This window comes from Stutzerimonas stutzeri, from assembly GCF_024448955.1.
In the GTDB taxonomy this organism is placed as follows: domain Bacteria; phylum Pseudomonadota; class Gammaproteobacteria; order Pseudomonadales; family Pseudomonadaceae; genus Stutzerimonas; species Stutzerimonas stutzeri_AQ.
On sequence record NZ_JAMOIH010000009.1, the window covers coordinates 31,200 to 50,454 of the forward strand.

The following is a 19,255-nucleotide window of genomic DNA, read 5'->3' on the forward strand; positions in this document are numbered from 1 at the left end:
GCAGACCGAGGTCTACTTGCGACAAACGCCTCGTTTGCAGCGACAATATCTGCAAACAATCAGTAACGCCCCGCCGCATGCAGGTGCTCAAACGCCTTATGCTGGGCACGTCTCAATTTTGCCGCCATGGATAGCCGAGCAGAAACTTTGAACGTTGAAAATAAAGTCGACAGCCGGCTCGAAGCTGACCGAACGACAGCGCTGGCCCGATACCGCATTCTCGATACGCCACCGGAAACGGCCTTCGATGATCTGGTGACGCTCGCGGCCGAGCTGTGCACCTGCGACAGCGCCGCCATCGTGTTTCTCGACCAGGGACGTCTCTGGATCAAGGCCTCGCTCCACCTTGACGATGACAGCCGCACGCTTGCCCAGGCGCTCGATGCCTGCAGCATGAGCGGCGTGGAAACGCAGGTGATCGAAAGCCCGGCCGAGGCATCCGCCTTCTATGCAGCCGCGCCGCTAAAGACCTCGGAAGGCCTGTTGCTCGGCGCACTGTGCGTGATCGGCGACCAGGCACAGACCTTGTCGCAGCGCCAGCTCGGCCATCTGCAGGCATTGGCCCGGCAAGTCATGGCATTGCTCGAGTTGCGCCGCAGCTGCGAACACGAGCAGCACAACCGGCAGATCATCGACAGCGCGCTGGATTACGCGATTCTCAGCACCGACTCCCAAGGCACCATCATCAGCTGGAACCGAGGCGCCGAGCAGATTCTCGGCTGGCATCGGCAGGAGATCATCGGTAGCCCTATCGCCCGGATATTCACCGATGAGGATGTCGCCGAAGGTGTGCCGGAGGGCGAGATGCAACGGGCCGCGCAGGACGGCTCGGCAAACGACGAGCGCTGGCACCGGCGCAAGGACGGCAGCCAGTTCTGGGCGGCCGGCGTGTTGATGCAGCTCCGGAACGAGCAGGGACAGCCGCAGGGGTTCATAAAAATTCTGCGCGACCTGACCGAGCGGCTGCATGAAAAAGCTTCGATTCGCGAGGTCGAGGAACGCTACCGCGCGCTGGTCGATCTCAGCCCCCAGGTGATCTGGCAATGCGATGCCAGCGGTTCGTTGATCTTCTGCAATCGCTACTGGTGCGAACTCACCGGGCTGACGGAAAGCGAGTCAGCTGGCATGGGCTGGCTGGCTGCCGTCGCACCGGACCACCGGGACGCGGTGCTGCAGCAATGGCATGGCGCGTTGAAGAGCGGCAAATCCGGCAGTTTCGAAGTACCGCTACTCAACGCCGCCGGCGAGCCACGCTGGTTCCAGGGCTGCGGCGCACCGGTTTACGGCCACGACGGTCGGCTGCTGCATTGGGTGCTGGTCGCCCAGGACATCCATGAGCGCCGCCGCGCCGAGCACGAACGGCTGGAAAGCGAGGCGTTCACCCGCAGCTTGCTGGATTCGGCCAGCGAAGGCTTCTATTCCATCGATTCCCATGGCCTCGTCACCCTCTGCAACGAGGCGTTCGTCAAGCTGCTCGGCTTCGATAGCAAAGAGCAGGTGCTGGGCCGCCAGCTGCATCAGGTCATTCACCACAGCCATCCGGACGGCTCGCCGTATGCGGTGGAGGATTGCCCGATCCAGCGCACCGCCAAGACCGGCGAACCGGCGCACATCGAATACGAGCTGTTCTTCCGCCAGGACGGCGGAAGCCTGCCGGTCGAGTATCGGGTCGCGCCGCTGTATCGCGACGAAATATTGCAGGGTGCGATATGCACCTTTACCGACATCAGCGAGCGGGCCCGCGGCGATGCGCAGCAGACCTACCTGCTGGAGCTCAGCGACCGCCTGCACGACGCTGGTGACCGCATCGACCTGAGCGAGGTGATGCCCGAACGCCTGGTTCAGCTGATCGGTATCGAATGCCTGGCCTATGGTCATCTTGATGAGCACGATCATCTGGTGATCGTGCAGCAATGGCCATCGGTCAACGATGCGGGTCGATCGATCCGGTATCCGCTGGGCGGCTGCGCCCAGACCCTGCGCCTGCGACTGGCGCAAGGGATGATCGTACCCTTCGAAGACCTGCTGGACGAGGCCGACTGCCGCGACGACTGCGGCGCCCTGCACGAGCGTCTCGGCTATAGCAGCCTGCTATTGGTACCGCTGCTGGCGCAGGCGCCGGATTGCGCATTCATGTTGCTGGCCGATAAACAAGCGCGGCAGTGGAGCCAGGCCGACATCTCATTCGTGCGCGAGATGGCCGAGCGCATTCGTGCCGCGACCGAGCGTGCACGGGCACGTCGCGCCCTGCTCGAGGCTGAACAGCGGGTCAGCCTGGCCAACGAAATCGCCTCGATCGGCGTCTGGGAATATGATTACCAGCGCAACACCCTGCATTGGGACGCACAGCTCAAAGCACTCGCCGGCGTCGCCCCTGACGCACCGGAACTGAGCGTGGGCGAATTTCTCGCACGTGTTCATGCCGACGACCGGACCGCCCTGCTCGACGCATTTCGCAGCGCCCTTGAAGGCATCGGCGATGGTGAGCTGAATCTCGATTACCGGGTCTACGACGAGGCGAACGACCAGTTCCGCTGGCTGACCAATCGCGGCCGCCGCCTACTCGACGCCGACGGCAGGATTCGCCTGCTCGGTACCGCCCGGGAGATCACCGCCGAGCGCAACGCGGCGTTGAAACTGTTGCGCATGAATGCCCTGCTCGAAGAGCAGATACAGGAGCGCAAGAGCACAGAGCAGCGCCAGACGGTGCTCATGGAGCTTGGCGATCTGCTGCGCGGACAACCCGACAGCATCACCATTGTCACGGCGGCCGTACGCGCGCTGGGCATGACATTGAACGTGACCCGCGCGGCATTTCTTTCCGTAGACCCCGGCGGCCACTACGCCACCGTCGAGCGTTACTGGAGCGACGGTGCGCTGAGCGACTACAGCGAGCGCATGTGCTTCACCGACTATGGCGACTTCATCTACGACCTGCAGAACGACGAGCTGGTGGTCGTCAATGACACCCTGCACGACACCCGTACCGCCGCGCAGGCGTCGAGCCTGCGGCTACGGCGTATCCAGAGTCTGGTGTGCGTGCCGCTGCAGGAACAGGGGCGTCTGAGTGCCGCCTTGATCCTGCTGCAGGAGCACCCCCGGCAATGGACCGAGGAAGACATCTCCTTCGTCCGCGAAGTGGCCGACCGTGCCTGGACCACCGACGAACGGATGCGCGCCGAACGCGCGTTGCGCGCCAGCGAAGAACAGTTCCGCACGCTAGCCGACAACATGAGCCAGTTCGCCTGGATGGCCGACCCGACCGGGCGCATCTACTGGTACAACAAGCGCTGGTACGACTACACCGGCACCACCATGGAAGCCATGCGCGCCCTTGGATGGCGCTCGGTACATCACCCCGATCACCATGTTCGCGTCAGCGCCTCGATGAAACGCGCCGTGGCGATCGGCTCGACCTGGGAAGAAACCTTCCCGCTGCGTGGCAAGGATGGTCAGTACCGCTGGTTCCTCGCGCGCGCCGTGCCCATTCGCGATGATTTCGGCCAGGTCACTCACTGGTTCGGCACCAATACCGACGTCAACGCGCAGGTAGCGGCCGAAGAGGCGCTGCGCGAGCTGAACGATAATCTCGAACGGCGCGTTGCGGAGCGCACCCGCGAACTGGCGGAGATCAACCATCTGCTGCACCTGGAGATGGGCGAACGCGAGCGCGCCGAGGAAACCCTGCGCCATGCGCAGAAGATGGAGGCCATCGGCCAGCTCACCGGCGGCCTCGCGCACGACTTCAACAACATGCTGACCGGCGTACTGGGCGGGCTCGACCTGATCCAGCGGCGGATTGCCAGCGGTCGGGTGAACGATCTGGGTCGCTATGTCGACGCCGCGACCAGCTCGGCCAACCGCGCCGCCGCGCTGACACACCGTCTGCTGGCCTTTGCCCGTCGCCAGTCGCTGGATCCGCAACCGGTGGACGTCAACCAGCTGGTGCTGTCGATGGAGGACATGCTGCGCCGCACCATGGCCGAACACATCCAGTTCGAAACGCACCTGCAGCCGGAGCCCTGGCTGGCCTATACCGATGCGCACCAGCTGGAAAACGCCCTGCTCAACCTAGTGATCAACGCGCGCGATGCCATGAGTGACGGCGGCCGGCTGATCATCCAGACCGGCTGCGTACAGATCAAGGACACCCAGCCCGACAGCCCCGAGCCAGGCGATTACGTCACCCTCAGCGTGGCCGACAACGGCTCTGGCATGCCCGCTGAAGTGGTCGCCAAGGCATTCGATCCATTTTTCACCACCAAGCCCATCGGCCAGGGCACTGGCCTCGGGCTGTCGATGGTGTATGGCTTCGTCAAGCAGACCGGCGGCCATGTGCGTATCGACAGTACGCCCGGCCACGGCACTCTGATCACGCTGTTCCTTCCGCGCAATCGAACGCAGGCCGAGCCGCAGCCAGAACACACCGGCGCGCCATCGGCGGTACAGGGCGCGCAGACCAACGAAACCGTGCTGGTGGTGGAAGACGAAGCCGCGGTACGCATGCTGGTAGTCGAGGTGCTGCAGGAGCTGGGCTATCGGGTGCTCGAAGCGGTCGATGGCAACACCGCGCTGCCCCATTTGCACAGCGATCAGCGCATCGACCTGTTGGTCAGCGATTTCGGTTTGCCGGGCATCAATGGTCGGCAGCTGGCCGAGATCGCACGCCAATACAGACCGGATCTTCGTGTCCTGTTCATCACCGGTTATGCCCCGAACGCCGAGGTGCGCGGAGAGTTTCTCGCCCCCGGCATGGACATGCTGGCCAAGCCTTTCAGTATCGAGATGCTTGGGGCCAAGGTCCGCCAGCTGATCGAGCGCAGCGGATGAACCGCAAGGAACTCACAGCAAGGAACTCTGCCAAGCGCCCTGTACTCTCTAAGGAACTCTGCCAAGCGCCCTGTACTCTCTAAAGGAGGATCAAGCGGAGGCACCCATCATGCGCAAATCAATACTGGCGGCAATCACCTTGAGCTGTGTCCCCTTTGGCGCTGCAATGGCCGACGGCGATTTCGTCCGACAGATTCTCTCTTCGGGCGCGACCACTGCCTCTACCTACATGACCTTCCGCGACGACAAGCTGGTCGCCGCCGCACGTGAAGATGCGGGCAGTTTCGTGGCCAGCGATGGCGCCATTCGCGGCCCCTATCTGGAAGCGATGCTGCTGAAGATGCGCAGCGAGCAACCCGAGCTGCAGGCCAGTGATATGCAGCTAGCGAGCGCCATTCTCGCAGCCGAACAGCAGTAGCAAGCAGGCTAGCCGAAAGCCCGGGCGCATTGCCTGACACGGCACCGCGACCGGCATCGCCATTCGTTCAAACTCTAGGCATCCGGAGGAACCCATGAAAAAAACCGCATCCGCCGTCTGGCAAGGTGACCTGAAAAGCGGCAAAGGCACCATCAGCACCCAGAGCGGCGCACTGAAGGACAATCCCTACGGCTTCAACACCCGTTTCGAAGACGCACCCGGCACCAATCCCGAGGAACTCATCGGCGCGGCTCATGCCGGCTGTTTCTCGATGGCGTTGTCGATGATGCTTGGGCAGGCCGGCCTCACCGCCGAGCGCATCGATACCACCGCCGAAGTCACCCTGGACAAGGATGGCGAAGGCTTTTCCATCACGGCCATCGCCCTGACGCTGAAAGCCAAAGTCCCCGGCGCCGATGAAAGCCAGTTTCAGCAGATCGCCAATCAGGCGAAGGAAGGCTGCCCGGTATCCAAGGTCCTCAACGCGCAGATCAGCCTGAGCGCGACGCTGGAAAGCTGATTCGGCAGGTTGAAACGAAAACGCCGCCCATCGGGCGGCGTTTTCGTTTCAGACGGCTTGCGACCATCAGCCACGAATGTTGTAGATGTCCTTCTCGTTCAGCTCGGCATATTCGTACAGACGCTTGAGATAGGCGCTCTGCTGTTCCCAGACCTTGGCGGCAACCGGGTCTGCAGCGGCGGATGCATCGACCACTTCGGCGGCCACTTCCTTCAGGCGCGCCAGCACGTCATCCGGCAGACGGCGAACTTCGACGCCCTGCTCGCGAAGTTGTTCGAGCGCTTCCATGTTCTTCGCGTTGTAGTCGTCGAGCATGTCGCCGTTGACCGCACGGGCCGCAGCTCGAACGATGGCCTTGAGGTCGTCCGGCAGGGTTTCCCAGGCCTTGAGATTGACGTCCAGCTCGAAGGTCACGTTCGGCTCCTGCCAGCCGGGCGTGTAGTAGTACTTCGATGCCTTGTGCAGGCCCAGGGCCAGGTCGTTGTACGGGCCGATCCACTCGGTGGCGTCGATGGCGCCAGTCTGCAGCGCGGTGAAAATCTCCCCGGCAGGCATGTTGACCACGGTGCCGCCCATCTTGGTCAGCACTTCGCCGCCCAGGCCCGGGGTACGCATCTTCAGGCCCTCGAAATCCTGGACCGAATTGATTTCCTTGTTGAACCAGCCAGCGGTCTGCACGCCGGTCGCGCCGCACGCCATGGGCAGAACACCGTACGGCTTGTAAACCTCTTCCCACAGTTTCATGCCGCCGCCGTAATGCAGCCAGGCGTTCATTTCCTGGGCATTCGGACCGAACGGAAGTGCGCAGAAGAACTGCGCCGCCGGAACCTTGCCTTTCCAGTAGTAGGGGGCGCCATGTCCCATTTCGGCGGTACCGCGAGAGACGGCATCGAATACTTCCAACGCCGGCACCAGCTCACCAGCGGCATAAACCTTAACCGTCAGGCGGCCACTGCTCATCTCATTGACCAGCTTGGCGAAGTTCTCAGCACCGACGCCCACGCCCGGGAAGTTCTTCGGCCAGGAGGTGACCATCTTCCAGTTGAATTTCTCGGTACTTGCGCTGCCTTCGCTTGCACTGCCTTCGGATGGGGCAGCGGTCTCGGCTTCCTTATTGCAGCCGGCCAGTGCTGTAGCAGCCAGGCCAACGCCCGCGGCGGCCAGAATTTGACGACGTTTCATGGGTAACTCCTTGTTGTTGTAATGCTGAATATCGGAATGCCGTACTCAGGTGGTTCTAGCTATCATATGGCTATCTTTCGCTCAAGCGCCGCGACTACGTATAGCGACTACGTACGTAGTACTGCTGGTTGCGGCCTTGTCGCGGCGACGCCTAGAATCGCCGGCCGTCTGGGCCATAACAATAAAGGATCTGCCATGTCGAAACATGCCCCTCCCTTGCTCGGTGTCGCACACTTTATCGACGCTGCGAACGCCCGCTTCGGTCAGGCCTGCGCCTGGCTGACCCTGTTTCTGGTCCTCGGCACAGCCTTGGTAGTGGTGCTGCGCTATGGCTTCGGTATTGGCGCAACCGCCCTGCAAGAAGCCGTTCTCTATGCCCACGCACTGGTCTTCATGGGCGCCGCCGCCTGGGTCCTGCAACGCAACGGCCATGTTCGCGTCGACATCTTCTACCAGCGGTTCAGCCCCCGCTACCAGGCCTTGGTCGAAGTGCTCGGAACCCTTCTGTTTCTCTTGCCCGTCTGCCTGTTTCTCGGCTGGGCCAGCTGGGATTACGTCGGCAATTCCTGGGCGACGCTGGAAGCTTCCAGCGAAACGGGCGGCCTGAAACTCGTTTTTCTACAGAAGAGCATCATCCTGGTTCTGGTTGTCAGCCTGGCCCTGCAAGGCATATCGGAAATCATCAAGGCTGCTTACATCGTTGCCGGACGCCTGCCGGAGCCGGAGGTGAAGCATGGCTGAGTTGATGGCGATACTGCTGTTCGTCAGCATTTGCGTGGCATTGATGACCGGCTACCCGGTGGCCTTCACCCTGGGTGGCGTCTCGCTGCTGTTCGCCGGCATTGGCGTCCTCACCGGCACTTTCGATGCCGGCTACCTGAGCGCTTTGCCAAACCGCCTGTTCGGCATCATGAACAACCAGACGATGCTGGCCGTGCCGCTCTTCGTGTTCATGGGGGTAATGCTGGAAAAAAGCCGAGTGGCCGAAGACCTGCTCGAGTCCATGTCGCGGCTGTTCGGCACCCTGCGTGGCGGCTTGGCGATTTCCGTGTGCGTGGTGGGCGCACTGCTCGCCGCCAGCACCGGTATCGTCGGCGCTACGGTTGTGACCATGGGTCTGCTGGCGCTGCCAACCATGCTGCGCCGCGGCTACGATCCGGCCATCTCCACCGGCACACTCGCCGCCACCGGCACCCTGGGCCAGATCATTCCGCCTTCGATCGTACTGGTACTGCTGGGTGACGTGATGTCCAGCGCCTATCAGCAGGCGCAGCTGAAGATGGGCATCTTCTCGCCGAAGACCGTCTCGGTCGGCGATCTGTTCATTGGCGCGTTGCTCCCCGGCCTGCTGCTGGTCGGCCTGTATATCCTCTACATCATCGCCGTTGCCGTGCTGCAGCCGAAGAAGCTTCCGGCCTTGCCGCAGGAAGAACTCGGCCCGATCGAGTGGGGCAAGCTGATCAACGCGTTGGTGCCTCCGCTGCTGCTGATCAGCGCGGTGCTCGGCTCGATCCTCGCGGGCTACGCAACGCCCACCGAGGCCGCGGCTCTCGGCGCGCTGGGCGCGATGATTCTGGCCTTCTACAAGGGCAAACTGAATTTCGGCCAGCTGCGCGATGTCGCCTACGGCACCACCGAAATCACCGCAATGGTGTTTCTGATCCTGATCGGCGCTTCGCTGTTCTCGCTGGTGTTCCGCGGCTTCGGCGGCGAAGCACTGATCGAAGATGTGTTCGCACAGCTGCCAGGCGGCGTGCTCGGCGCGTTCTTCTTGGTCATGGTGGTGATATTCCTGCTGGGCTTCATCTTAGACTTCATCGAGATCACCTTCGTGGTGGTGCCGATCGTTGGCCCGGTGCTGCTGGCAATGGGTCTGGATCCGGTGTGGCTCGGCGTGATGATCGCACTGAACCTGCAGACCTCGTTCCTCACTCCGCCCTTCGGTTTCGCCCTGTTCTACTTGCGCGGCGTGACACCGAAATCAGTGCCCACCAGCACGATTTACAAAGGTGTGGTGCCGTTCATCCTGATCCAGCTGCTGCTGCTGGTGATCGCTTACCAGTTCCCCGGATTGGTCACCTGGCTGCCCGAGCAGATTTACGGCAAATAGCAGCACGCAGACGCCCGTTTCGACGGGCGTCTCGCTTTTCGGCTGAGGGTTTAGGCGCGATCATAGGCGCGAAGCCGTCATCGCCGAGCGCCCATGCCTATTCGATTTTCCAGCTACTCGCACCTTTCCGAACGCTTCGAGCAACTCGACGCGTTCTTGCTGCGACATCAGCCGCTGTGGCAACCGCGACCGTTCACTCAGCACCACCTCGCGTGGGAAACAGATCATCCCGAGCTGGCGCGCTGGCTACGTGGCCGTTCGCTGGAAGCAGCCGAAGCGGCGCACAACCACCCAGCCGATCTGTCAGCGCCCGCGCCGTTTCCGCAACTGGCCGCACAAGCCGTTGCGTTGAGCCACGTGGACGAACTGCCTCATGCACCACATCACCCAATCGACTCACGACAATCGGTCGACGTACCCGGGCGCAAATGGCTGCAAATCCAGGCATTCGGCTCAGCATTGGCGTTCACCGAAGCGCCTCGACACTGGCTCGACTGGTGCGCAGGCAAAGGCCACCTTGGCCGGTGGCTCGCCAGTGCCGACGATAGCTTGACCTGTCTGGAATGGGACCCGGCCCTGGTCGCAGCGGGCAATGTGCTCAGCCAGCGGCTGGGCGTGGGTGCGCAGCATTGCCAGCAGGACGTGATGAGCGATGGCGCAGCCGCATGGCTCGACCCGACCGTAACCCCCGTGGCGCTGCATGCCTGCGGCGACCTGCACGTACGCTTGATCGACCTGAGCATCACCCAGCATTGCCGTCAGCTGGCGATCGCACCCTGCTGCTACAACCGCGTCCAGACCGACCACTATCAGCCGCTGTCGCAACTGGCCGCACGGTCGGCGCTCACCTTATCGCGCGACGACCTTGGCCTCCCTCTGAGCGAAACGGTGACAGCCGGCGCCCGCGAACGCCGTCAGCGCGACCATTCCATGGCCTGGCGCCTGGGCTTCGACCTGCTTCAGCGTGAGCTGCGCGGTGAGGACGCTTACCTGCCAACACCGTCACTGCCGACCAGCTGGTTGAAGAAAAGCTTCGAGCAGTACTGCCGCGATCTGGCAGAGATGAAAGCCCTACCCGAACCGCCCACAATGGACTGGAACGCGCTTGAACGACGCGGCTGGCAGCGCCTTGCGGAAGTACGCAACCTGGAACTGCTGCGTGGCCTGTTCCGTCGACCACTGGAACTCTGGCTGCTGCTCGACCGCGCCCTGCTGCTCGCCGAAAACGGCTATGCAGTATGGCTCGGCACCTTCTGCCCTTCCGAGCTGACCCCGCGCAACCTGATGCTGATTGCAGAGCGGGCCGGTCGCTTGTAGCCCGAGCGGCATCATGCGAACGTCCCGCAACATGGGGCTTCCCGATGAACGCAAATAGCTGAGCCTTCGAGTGATCTTGCATCACCCACGCACCTGTCAGCCGGCCCATCAAGCAGACCGGCGTCGGGAAACCGCTCCGTCGATCAGTAGAAGCCGACGAAGTTGAGGAACCAGCCCTGGTAGCGGTAATCCAGGCGGGTCAGATCGTCGCTGAAGTCGGTGAAGTTGTAGCCGGCACCGACACGGAAGTTCTCGCCAACGTCGCGGTCGACGCCAACCAGCCAACCCTGGCGAGTACCGCCGTCCTTCACATCCAGCCAGCGGTACTCGCCCAGCGCGCTCCAGGCACCTTGCAGGCGGTAGCGGCCCTGCACAGCGCTGAAGCGCGCCCGGCTGTCGAACCACTCGCCCTGATCGCGCCCAGCCCGTGCCTCGCCGAGGCGCTGGGCCATCTTGCCAGCGAATTCCCAGCGCTGGTCGAAGCGGTAGGTGCCTTCGAGCGCGAACACGTGGGAACGCTGGTCGTACTGCGAGGACGAGTCGATCTGGTCGAGCGTCGAGCGGTCGTACAGATAGGTGTACTTGCCGAGCGCGGCCCAGCGCACGTTGTCCACCGGACGCCAGGCGAAGCCGACATTGGATTCGATAAAACGCGCGCCCTGCTGGGCATCCAGCTGATCCTGGGTGTCCGAGTAGTTGAGGCGGCCGGCGATGCGCCAGGACTCGTCCAGCTTGTGCAGCAGGCGGTTGGTCGTCAGCCACTGGCGGCGGCGCTCGGCCCCGGTGTCGCGGCGGAATTCCAGCGCACTGCTCCAGCCAGTGCGGGGCGAGGTATGCCCGCCGCGTACGCACCTTTGCCCTTCCGAACTCACGCCGCGCAATCTGATGCTGCGTGCAGCGCTCGAAAGAGCCGCACGCAATCACCGGATAAAGTCATGCAAAACAACTGCTAACAAACAGTTTACTCGCGGCGAGCAATCGCTATAATGGCGCCCATCTTTTAGCCGGTATAGCTCAGCTGGTAGAGCAACTGACTTGTAATCAGTAGGTCCCGAGTTCGACTCTTGGTGCCGGCACCATACAAAACAAAGGCTTGCAGCAATGCAGGCCTTTGTTTTTTCTGTCGTACGCAAAACGGCGTCGATAAACGGCTAAGCGGAATCATCCCCCGCGCCTCTTCGCTACCGCAGCCGAAACCACAGGTCCGCTCCAGACTTCAGACGAGGCTCCGCATCGTCGAGATTTGTTGGCAGAGCCCTTGAGGGAATCCCGCATGGAAATCAAGGTTAATTTTCTCGACAACCTTCGGCTTGAAGCCAAGTTCGATGACTTCACGGTGGTGGCCGATCAACCCATCCGTTACAAAGGCGATGGCTCTGCACCGGGCCCGTTCGATTACTTTCTGGCCTCGTCAGCTTTGTGCGCAGCTTACTTTGTGAAGTTGTACTGCCAGACGCGCGATATCCCTACGGACAACATCCGCCTTTCCCAGAACAATATTGTTGACCCAGAAAACCGCTACAACCAGATTTTCAAGATTCAGGTCGAGTTGCCGGCGGATATTTCCGACAAGGACCGCCAGGGCATTCTGCGTTCCATTGACCGCTGCACCGTAAAAAAGGTGGTGCAAACCGGACCTGAGTTCGTCATCGAAGAAGTCGACAACCTCGATGCCGACGCCCAGGCGCTGTTGATGCTATACGGACCCTGACGTCAGCACTTATATCGCTGGCAAGGATCTCCCGCTGGAACAGACCATCGCCAACATGTCGGCCATTCTGGCGGACCTCGGCATGAAGATCGAGATTGCCTCCTGGCGCAATATCGTCCCCAACGTGTGGTCGCTGCACATCCGAGATGCGCAGTCGCCGATGTGCTTCACCAATGGCAAGGGCGCTACGAAAGAAGCCGCCCTGGCCTCGGCGCTGGGCGAATTCATCGAGCGGCTCAATTGCAATTTCTTTTACAACGATCAGTTCTGGGGCCAAGAGATCGCCGACGCGCCGTTCGTACATTACCCGAACGAACGCTGGTTCAAGCCTGGCCGCAACGATGCGCTGCCCGCAGAGATTCTCGACGAGTACTGCCTCAACGTCTACAACCCCGATGGCGAACTGCGTGGGTCGCACCTGATCGACACCAACTCCGGCAACGAAGCGCGCGGCATCTGCTCGCTGCCCTTCGTACGTCAGTCGGATGGCGAAACCGTGTACTTCCCGTCCAACCTCATTGAGAACCTGTACCTCAGCAACGGCATGAGTGCTGGAAATACGTTGGCCGAAGCAAAGGTGCAATGCCTGTCGGAAATCTTCGAGCGTGCGGTAAAGCGCCAAATCCTTGAAGGCGAACTTGCCCTGCCCGATGTGCCGCAAGAGGTGCTGGCGAAATATCCGGGCATCTTGGCGGGTATCCAGGGCCTGGAAGAACAGGGCTTTCCAGTGCTGGTGAAGGATGCGTCGCTGGGCGGGGAATTTCCGGTGATGTGCGTCACCTTGATGAACCCGCGTACCGGCGGTGTGTTTGCCTCGTTCGGCGCGCACCCCAGTTTGGAAGTAGCACTCGAGCGCAGCCTGACGGAGCTGCTGCAAGGCCGCAGTTTTGAAGGGCTGAACGATCTGCCACAGCCGACTTTCGAAGGCTACGCGTTAACGGAACCGAACAACTTCGTTGAGCACTTCATCGATTCCAGCGGAGTCGTGTCGTGGCGCTTCTTCAGTGCCAAGGCAGATTTCGAGTTCGTTGAGTGGGATTTTTCGAGCCAGGGCGGCTCCAGTGAAAAAGAAAGCGCCAACGCCGAGGAAGCCGCCACGTTGTTTGGCATTCTCGAAGCCATGGGCAAGGAAGTGTACATGGCGGTATATGACCAGCTAGGCGCAACCGCTTGCCGTATTCTGGTGCCGGATTATTCGGAGATTTACCCGGTCGACGATTTGATCTGGGATAACACCAACAAGGCGCTGTTCTTTCGCGAAGACATCCTGAATCTGCATCGCCTGGGCAATGACGAATTGCGTGCACTGGTCGAGCGATTGGTCGAAAGCGAACTGGATGATTACACCGACATCACTACCTTGATCGGTATCGAGTTTGACGACAACACCGCTTGGGGCCAGCTAACCATCCTTGAGCTGAAGCTGCTGATCTATCTTGCCCTGCAGCAATACGATGAAGCGAAAGAGCTGGTGGAAACCTTCCTGCAGTTCAACGACAACACCGTCGAACGCGGCTTGTTCTATCAGGCCGTGAATGTAGTACTTGAAATACAACTGGACGACGAACTTGAGCTGGCCGACTACGAAGTCAACTTCCGCAGAATGTTTGGCAATGAGCGGATGGACGCTGCAATCGGTTCGGTGAACGGCAACGTTCGCTTCTTCGGCTTGACGCCGACCAGCATGAAACTGGAAGGCCTCGACAGGCACCTGCGCTTGATCGAAAGCTACAAGAAGCTGCATAGCGCCCGGGCAAGTGCTGCGGCGCTGGCTCGCTAACCGCTTGTGGCGCAGTTCATGCACCCTGTTCGTGTATGAGAAAGCCAGGCAGCGCCTGGCTTTTTTGTAGGCCTTCGCCAAGCAGGGCGTGCTTGTGCATCGTAATTGCCCGGCCTGTCAGGCCCGGCATCCGGCGCCGCAGAGTAGCGATTGTCACGGCGCATCGTGAAAGATGATCCCTGTCGCGTAGCGGTTTCCAGAGCGGACCCGGCTGACCCCGTGACGCATCTTGACTCGATAAAAGCCCCGTTTTCCAAGAACCGGTCGATGTTGAACGGCAAACACCACAGCGTCTCCTTGTTCGAGGGGGACGACTTCTACGCGCGACTGCATCCTGGGACGTTGCTCGGTCAATACGAACTCGCCACCGGTGAAATCAATGCCCGGCCGAGACAGCAAAACCGTGGCCTGCAGAGAAAAGAAGTGCTCTGCATAGACGTCCTGATGCAGGCAGTTGTAACCGCCCTGGCCGTACCGCAGTAGCAGAGGCGTAGGCCGCGGCTGTCCAGCAGCGTGGCACCCTGCAACGAAATCGGCCAATTCCAGTGGATAACGTACGCAAAGGCGTAATGCCTGATTCCAGCGGTTGGCTATCGGCACTAAACGGGGATAGAGCGCCGCCCTCAGCTGGGATATGTACGGCACGAGCGGGTAACCAAAATACTTGTATTCGCCACGGCCAAAACCGTGACGCTGCATGACGACTCGGCTCCGAAAACAGTCGTCACGCTCATACAATCCGGCGAGCCACTCGCATTCACTCAGCGACAGTAGGCTACTTAAGACGGTGTGACCGCGCGAATCCAAGTCGTCTATGGCCTGCGGCCAATCGTAACCACAAAGCCGCTGTGCGATCCTCTCAGCGCTCGAGTCGCCTACTGGGTCAGCCATTGTTCTGAGTTCTCCCTGCAGAGTGCTCGTCATGTGCAGCCAAGGCCTGGTCAATTCAACGCTCAGCAACGACGGGGAAACGGCGGTCTTTTCGGCGTAAGGCTTAGATCGCGCTAGTCCACGTTATGCCGGGTTGGCCCTAGTGTGACCAGGTGCGCCTGCCCCTGTATGCCAGTTCTGGCTTTCGAAGCCGGGCTCGATGATGGCATTGAAAGAGGAAGCAGGTACGAAGCCCGCCGGAACGCATAGCCGGCAACGTCGTCAGGATTGCTGTCTGACGCTCCCGGGGGCAACACATACAAAAAAGCCCCGCATCAAACGATGCGGGGCTTTTCTGTTTGGCGCTGAGTCCTGTTCCTTTTGAGCCGCTCCAAGCGGCGATTCCCTACGCCCATCCAGGCGCTTGCGAGATCCTTCGCGGCAGCTTTGCCGACGGCCCGAACGTGGCGGGCCGTGCGCCGTGCTAGGCGATCCATGACGCGTCGAAACGGGTTATGGAGCGGCTAACAAGCGGCGCAGGGTTAAGAGCAGGTGTGATGGCAAAAGTTCAACTTTTGAAATGAAAAGGCCACCAGGATTAAGCGGCACGATAGGCCAGGGCTCGTCTTTGTGACGGTACCGCTGATCGGGGCGCGCTCCGCAGGTCGGCGGAATCCTGTTTTTCCAAGCCCGCACGCCCCGCCAGGCGCTTTAGCCCGCACATGCCGCGAATGCTGGGTTCGGTCGGCATAGCCATTGGCCAGGCAGCAACGGCGCCGAACATTGGTAACGGTCTCGATACATTTCCGTTCCGCACATCACCGGAACATGAGGGGGTTACTGGGGTCAGCTGAGCGTCGCCGCACTCCAGCGCAACAAACCGGGCATATGACTGCCACCACGGAGCCAGCAGCCTTGAGGAGTTAGGCCATTCGATGACAGCGATCCATACTCTTTTCAACAAGCTCAAGCTCTACCTCTTCAACGCCTCCTGGATGATGGCGGAGCGGCTTTTACACATCGGCGTAGGTTTTCTCACGGCGATACTGCTGGCGCGGTATCTGGGACCGGAGCAGTTCGGCATCCTCTCCTACGCGATTTCGATGACGGCCATCTTCGCCTCCGCGGGGCATATGGGCCTCGCCGGGCTGGTGGTGCGAGAGGTGGTCCAGCAGCCGGATAAAATACCGGAAACACTCGGCACCACCTTCGTGCTGAAGCTGACCGGGATGACCATCGGCTTCACGCTGATCCTCATCTATTCGCTGCTGTTCGAAGAAATCGGCGGCACCGAATTCTGGATGCTGTTGATCGTCTCCACGGCGATCTTTTTTCAGACCTTCGATGTGGTCGAGTACTGGTTCCAATCGCAGGTGCAGGCCAAGTACCCGGCGATCGCTAAATCCACTGCGATTTTGCTGTCGGCCGGTCTCAAGCTGTTGCTGGCCCTTGGCGGTGCCGGCGTGGTGGCGTTTGCCTTTGCCCATACCGCGCAGTTCGTGCTTGCCGCAGTGATTCTGGCGATGCTCTACAAGGGCACGACGACCGTCTCGCTGATGAGCTGGAAAGCCAGTTTCGCCAAGGCGAAGGAGCTGCTCAGCCAGGGCTGGATCATTTACCTCGGCTCGATCTTCGCGGTGATCTACATGAAGATCGATCAGGTGATGCTCAAGTGGATGGTCGGCGCCGAAGAGGTCGGCGTTTATGCGGTCGCCGCGCAGCTCTCCGAGGCCTGGTATTTCCTGCCGACGGCCATCGTCGCCTCCTTCTTTCCCAAGTTGATCAAGCTGCATGCGGCCGATGCGGCGCGTTTCAACCTGCGTTTCCAGCAATTGTTGGATGTGCTGTTCATTCTTGCCATCGCCGTTGCGGTGCTGGTGTCGCTCATCGCCGGGCCGATGATCGCACTGCTGTTCGGCGCCGAATACCAAAACTCCGCATCGATTCTCACCATCCATATCTGGGGTGGCGTGTTCATTTTCATGCGCGCGGCGTTCAGCCGCTGGATCCTGATCGAGGGTGCGCTGATGTTTTCGCTGATCACCCAGAGCCTCGGCGCGCTGGCCAATATCGGTCTGAATCTGGTGCTGATTCCCCATTACGGTGGTGAAGGTGCCGCCATGGCGACCCTGATTTCCTATGCCGTCGCCTCCTACGCCGCGCTGCTGGTGCACAAGAAGACCCGGCCGGTGTTCTACATGATGACCAAATCCATGTTCAGTCCATTCCGTTATGCATTCAGCGCCGTAGGAGCCAGTCGATGAGCTTGAAATCACTTGCCAAGGCCCTGCCCGACCCGATCAAGACCACGCTCAAGGCCACCCGAGACAACGCCCGTCTGGCGCTGGTCCGGCTGTTCTCCGCCAATGGCTTCCTGTCTTCTGTTTATTACTGCCTGATCAGCCGCGAGTTCGACCGCGAGCACCGAGCGGTGCTGCTGGGACGCCTACGGTTCGCCCGGCTGATGCGCAGCAAAGGCGAGAACGATGCCTTTCTGCGGCGCAACGTGCATCGCCTGGAGAAGGGCCTGATCATGCGCCCACGCCGCTCCACCTTCGCCGAGGACTACATCGGCCCGACGGTACGCTGCTTCGCCGATGCGACTCAGGCCGGGGTGGCCAACGGTCAACAGCGCTGGGCCAACGATGTGCTGGGCGATTACTTCTCCGCAGTCGGCAGCACGCCGCGCATCGACTCGGCTAAACAGGCCTTTGCCGACGCGCAACGCCCCGATGAATCCAGCCGTTGCGTGCCCTACCCGCATAGCCAGCTGCCGGCGTGCCCGGTCAGTTATGACGAACTGATGGTGCTGTTCCGCCGCCGTCGCTCGGTGCGTTGGTATCAGGACAAGCCGGTCGCCAATGAGCTGATCGAGCAAGCGGTCAGAGCCGCGGCGCTCGCGCCTTCTGCCTGTAACCGCCAGCCATTTCGCTTCTACGTCAGCAACGACCGGACCAAGGCCGCGGAAGTCGCCCAGTGCGCCGGCGGCACCGCGGGCTTTCACGACAACCTGCCCTGCGTGATCGCGGTGGTGGGCGATCTCGGCTGCTATCCCGAAGCGCGGGACCGCCATGTCATTTATATCGACGGCTCGCTGGCAGCGATGCAGCTGATGCTCGCGCTGGAAAGCCTGGGCCTGTCCAGCTGTTCGATCAACTGGCCGGACGTTGAAGAAAAAGAGCGCCGACTGGCGAAAAAACTGGGCCTGGCCTACCACGAGCGCACGGTGATGTTGCTGGCGGTGGGCTATGCCGATCCAACTGGAGGGATCCCCTATTCGGACAAGAAGACCGAGCAAGACCTGATCGTATACAACTGAGGCAAGCGATGATTATCGAGATCCGAAAGGCAGGCTTCGTCAATAAAGGCGCAGAGCTGATGCTGCACGCGACGCTGCAGAAGCTGAAAGCCCGCTATCCCGACGCTACCTACGTCATGGCGCCAACGCCGAAGAAGGCCGAGCAGCCCTTCCGCAAGCTGGTCCAGCTGGGCTTCTATCCCAAGGCGTGGCTGTGGCGCTACGGCATCCAGTGGGGCACGCTGGCCAACTTCGCGCCGCGCCCGCTGCGCGAGATGTACGGCGTGGTGCTGGACAAGGAAGTCGATGTGGTCATCGATGCCGCCGGCTTTGCCTACAGCGATCAATGGGGCGAGAGTCCCTGTGCGGAACTGGCGCAATCGACCAAGCGCTGGAAGAAGAAAGGCACCCGCGTAATCCTACTGCCCCAAGCGCTGGGGCCGTTCGAATCGGAGAAGAACCAGGCGGCGATGAAATCCGTGGTGGACAACGTCGACCTGATCTTCCCGCGCGAGCGCGTCTCCTACGAGCACCTGACCCGGCTGGTCGGCGAGCAGGCCAAGATCAAGCAGTCGCCGGATTTCACCAACCTGGTCACCGGCGTGCTTCCACCGGGCTTCGATGTCGAACAGAACCGCTTCTGCATCGTTCCCAACTGCCGGATGCTCGACAAGACCGACCAGAAGACGCGCGAGGCGTACCTGCCTTTTCTGATCTCCTGCACCCGCTATCTGCTGAAGAAGAATGCCAAGCCCTTCGTGCTGGTCCACGAAGGCAAGGATGACCAGCGGCTGGCCGAACAACTGTCCACGGCAGTGGGCGGCATCCCGATCGTTCAGGAAAGTGGTGCGCTGGAAATCAAAGGCATCCTCGGAGCCTGTAGCGGCACCCTCGGCAGCCGCTTTCATGGCCTGGTCAGCGCCCTGTCCCAAGGCGTGCCGGCGCTGGCGACGGGCTGGAGCCACAAGTATCAGATGCTGTTCGAGGATTACGGCTTCCCCGAGGGCCTGGTCGAAGTAACGACCGACGAGGCGGAAATCGAACGCAAGATCGATCTGGTGACCGACGACGCCGAGCGGATAAGAGCGCTGATTCAGGCCCGCACCGATCAGCTCAAGCAACAGTCCGAGCGGATGTGGCAGGAGGTCTTCGCGGTCATCGACCAGTGCCAGCGCAGCCGCCGGGCCGACCGCGAAACCGCTGGCGCCGCCTGAGCGCG

At 61.2% G+C, this 19,255-nt stretch carries 12 protein-coding genes, 1 tRNA gene and 1 pseudogene; 11 read left to right on the forward strand and 3 right to left on the reverse strand.

What is annotated here, in order from left to right; genetic code table 11:
• Positions 1-147 precede the first annotated feature (147 nt).
• The 3 genes from NA645_RS11230 to NA645_RS11240 all read left to right on the forward strand — a co-directional run bounded on the left by NA645_RS11230 (position 148) and on the right by NA645_RS11240 (position 5,768).
• The gene (locus tag NA645_RS11230; protein WP_256048878.1) at positions 148-4,830 is read left to right on the forward strand and encodes a PAS domain S-box protein; all 4,683 of its coding nucleotides are present in this window, start codon (positions 148-150) and stop codon (positions 4,828-4,830) included.
• 109 nt (positions 4,831-4,939) lie between these two features.
• Positions 4,940-5,248 (forward strand): DUF2388 domain-containing protein, encoded by a 309-nt coding sequence (locus tag NA645_RS11235; RefSeq protein ID WP_131649029.1) that lies wholly within the window; start codon positions 4,940-4,942, stop codon positions 5,246-5,248.
• 94 nt (positions 5,249-5,342) lie between these two features.
• A complete protein-coding gene (locus NA645_RS11240) occupies positions 5,343-5,768 on the forward strand; it encodes an OsmC family protein (protein WP_181103216.1) in 426 nt (141 codons plus the stop codon).
• 66 nt (positions 5,769-5,834) lie between these two features.
• On the opposite strand, the gene NA645_RS11245 is transcribed toward NA645_RS11240, so the two are convergent.
• Positions 5,835-6,950: a TRAP transporter substrate-binding protein gene (locus NA645_RS11245; RefSeq protein WP_256048879.1), complete on the reverse strand. Its 1,116-nt coding sequence runs from the start codon at positions 6,948-6,950 to the stop codon at positions 5,835-5,837.
• Positions 6,951-7,145: 195 nt separating this feature from the next.
• Here NA645_RS11245 and NA645_RS11250 point away from each other — a divergent pair, with 195 nt between their 5' ends.
• The 3 genes from NA645_RS11250 (at position 7,146) to NA645_RS11260 (ending at position 10,377) form a co-directional block, all read left to right on the forward strand.
• Positions 7,146-7,691, forward strand: a complete 546-nt coding sequence (locus tag NA645_RS11250) for a TRAP transporter small permease subunit (protein WP_131649032.1) — start codon at positions 7,146-7,148, stop codon at positions 7,689-7,691.
• Entirely contained in the window at positions 7,684-9,060 is a 1,377-nt protein-coding gene (locus NA645_RS11255; RefSeq protein ID WP_256048880.1) for a TRAP transporter large permease, read from the forward strand. Before NA645_RS11250 ends, NA645_RS11255 begins: the two co-directional genes overlap by 8 nt.
• 93 nt (positions 9,061-9,153) lie before the next feature.
• Positions 9,154-10,377 carry a methyltransferase gene (locus tag NA645_RS11260; protein ID WP_256048881.1) on the forward strand — a complete coding sequence of 408 codons (1,224 nt, stop codon included), beginning with the start codon at positions 9,154-9,156 and terminating at the stop codon, positions 10,375-10,377.
• 143 nt (positions 10,378-10,520) lie between these two features.
• Here NA645_RS11260 and NA645_RS11265 read toward each other — a convergent pair whose 3' ends face one another.
• Entirely contained in the window at positions 10,521-11,249 is a 729-nt protein-coding gene (locus NA645_RS11265; protein WP_256048882.1) for a hypothetical protein, read from the reverse strand.
• Positions 11,250-11,380: 131 nt separating this feature from the next.
• On the opposite strand from NA645_RS11265, the gene NA645_RS11270 reads away from it, so the two are divergent.
• Together NA645_RS11270 and NA645_RS11275 are read left to right on the forward strand one after the other, a co-directional pair.
• Positions 11,381-11,456: transfer RNA gene (locus NA645_RS11270), tRNA-Thr, on the forward strand.
• A 194-nt stretch (positions 11,457-11,650) separates the two neighbouring features.
• Positions 11,651-13,868 (forward strand): annotated as a pseudogene (locus tag NA645_RS11275) (OsmC domain/YcaO domain-containing protein).
• Positions 13,869-14,021: 153 nt separating this feature from the next.
• Here NA645_RS11275 and NA645_RS11280 read toward each other — a convergent pair.
• Positions 14,022-14,759 (reverse strand): 2OG-Fe(II) oxygenase, encoded by a 738-nt coding sequence (locus NA645_RS11280; RefSeq protein WP_256048883.1) that lies wholly within the window; start codon positions 14,757-14,759, stop codon positions 14,022-14,024.
• 914 nt (positions 14,760-15,673) lie between these two features.
• Between NA645_RS11280 and NA645_RS11285 the strand changes: the two genes are divergently transcribed.
• From NA645_RS11285 to NA645_RS11295, 3 genes are read left to right on the forward strand one after another with little or no spacing between them, the layout of a single operon-like run.
• A complete protein-coding gene (locus tag NA645_RS11285) occupies positions 15,674-17,002 on the forward strand; it encodes a flippase (RefSeq protein ID WP_256048884.1) in 1,329 nt (442 codons plus the stop codon).
• Complete coding sequence (locus NA645_RS11290; protein ID WP_256048885.1) at positions 16,999-18,057, forward strand: nitroreductase family protein; 1,059 nt, start codon at positions 16,999-17,001, stop codon at positions 18,055-18,057. The genes NA645_RS11285 and NA645_RS11290 overlap by 4 nt, the downstream gene beginning before the upstream one ends.
• A gap of 8 nt (positions 18,058-18,065) precedes the next feature.
• A complete protein-coding gene (locus NA645_RS11295) occupies positions 18,066-19,250 on the forward strand; it encodes a polysaccharide pyruvyl transferase family protein (protein WP_256048886.1) in 1,185 nt (394 codons plus the stop codon).
• The last annotated feature ends 5 nt before the right edge of the window (positions 19,251-19,255 follow it).

What these genes read in the sequence shown, in the direction of transcription:
- NA645_RS11245 (WP_256048879.1), bottom strand. Translation starts at nt 6,950, where the DNA reads ATGAAACGTCGTCAAATTCTGGCCGCCGCGGGCGTTGGCCTGGCTGCT.
- NA645_RS11285 (WP_256048884.1), top strand. Translation starts at nt 15,674, where the DNA reads ATGACAGCGATCCATACTCTTTTCAACAAGCTCAAGCTCTACCTCTTC.
- NA645_RS11240 (WP_181103216.1), top strand. Translation starts at nt 5,343, where the DNA reads ATGAAAAAAACCGCATCCGCCGTCTGGCAAGGTGACCTGAAAAGCGGC.
- NA645_RS11250 (WP_131649032.1), top strand. Translation starts at nt 7,146, where the DNA reads ATGTCGAAACATGCCCCTCCCTTGCTCGGTGTCGCACACTTTATCGAC.
- NA645_RS11260 (WP_256048881.1), top strand. Translation starts at nt 9,154, where the DNA reads ATGCCTATTCGATTTTCCAGCTACTCGCACCTTTCCGAACGCTTCGAG.
- NA645_RS11290 (WP_256048885.1), top strand. Translation starts at nt 16,999, where the DNA reads ATGAGCTTGAAATCACTTGCCAAGGCCCTGCCCGACCCGATCAAGACC.
- NA645_RS11255 (WP_256048880.1), top strand. Translation starts at nt 7,684, where the DNA reads ATGGCTGAGTTGATGGCGATACTGCTGTTCGTCAGCATTTGCGTGGCA.
- NA645_RS11235 (WP_131649029.1), top strand. Translation starts at nt 4,940, where the DNA reads ATGCGCAAATCAATACTGGCGGCAATCACCTTGAGCTGTGTCCCCTTT.
- NA645_RS11280 (WP_256048883.1), bottom strand. Translation starts at nt 14,759, where the DNA reads ATGGCTGACCCAGTAGGCGACTCGAGCGCTGAGAGGATCGCACAGCGG.
- NA645_RS11295 (WP_256048886.1), top strand. Translation starts at nt 18,066, where the DNA reads ATGATTATCGAGATCCGAAAGGCAGGCTTCGTCAATAAAGGCGCAGAG.